This is a genomic window from Vibrio sp. 1078-1 (assembly GCF_033340475.1).
In genome coordinates this window covers 1-787 of record NZ_JAWOWM010000233.1, presented here as the reverse complement: position 1 = coordinate 787, position 787 = coordinate 1, and the positions used below count along the sequence as shown (strand labels likewise).

At 48.3% G+C, this 787-nt stretch carries 1 protein-coding gene; it reads right to left on the bottom strand.

All coding sequences use genetic code 11. The features are described from left to right. Window positions 1-787, bottom strand: a 787-nt coding sequence (locus R7190_RS26820; RefSeq protein WP_318137790.1) for a hypothetical protein, incomplete at both ends; no start/stop codon positions are given.

The following is a 787-nucleotide window of genomic DNA, read 5'->3' as shown; positions in this document are numbered from 1 at the left end:
TGCTGCCTTCCGGTGTCACGCGAGCTGTCGCGAAGTTCGTGCCGTCGTATTTCGGCGTCGAAGCAATTTGATCCAAAGCGTCTGGGCGAATACGTGACTTCATCACAAACTCAATCCAACCGCCCGGCGCAATAGATAGAACTGGAATATCGATATCCGCATTTGCACCACCAACAAAGCCGCCGATATCCGTCGTTGCTTCACCAGAAGTGTTCACGCTCACTTCCCATCCGTGCGCAGCAAACGCAGGTAAACTCTGTGCATCTGATTCTCCAGCCGCATTTTGTGCCACTCGGACTTTGATGCTAGAGAATAACTCTTGCAGTGATTTGTTGTACTCCAGTCCTTTACCATTGTTTTGGAGGCGCAGACGGTACACGATATTTTCACCACTAGACGTGTGATTGTACGTCAGCTTTTCGCTTGATAAAGACGAATCCGTGTACGCTTTATGGGATTTGCTTACCTCAGAAGGCAGCATGTTGGCTGGCTCAGCAACTAGGTTATGACTGTTATCAATAACCGCCACGTTTAAGATTTGGCCAACCACTTTCTCGCTGATCTTTGCTTTCACCGTATATTTGATGAAAGTGCCGCCAACAGCGAAACTATTTGCGGCAAGGTTAAACTGGGTGTCAATATCGCGGTTATCCGTGACCGACCCCGTCTCACTGATATCACTGGTATCGGTTTGAGTCGTGATGGTCCAAGAGTCAAACGCTGCACCCATCGATCCATCTAAGTATTGGGTTTTGATTGCGCTAAGTTCATCCTTAATCGGCATGTT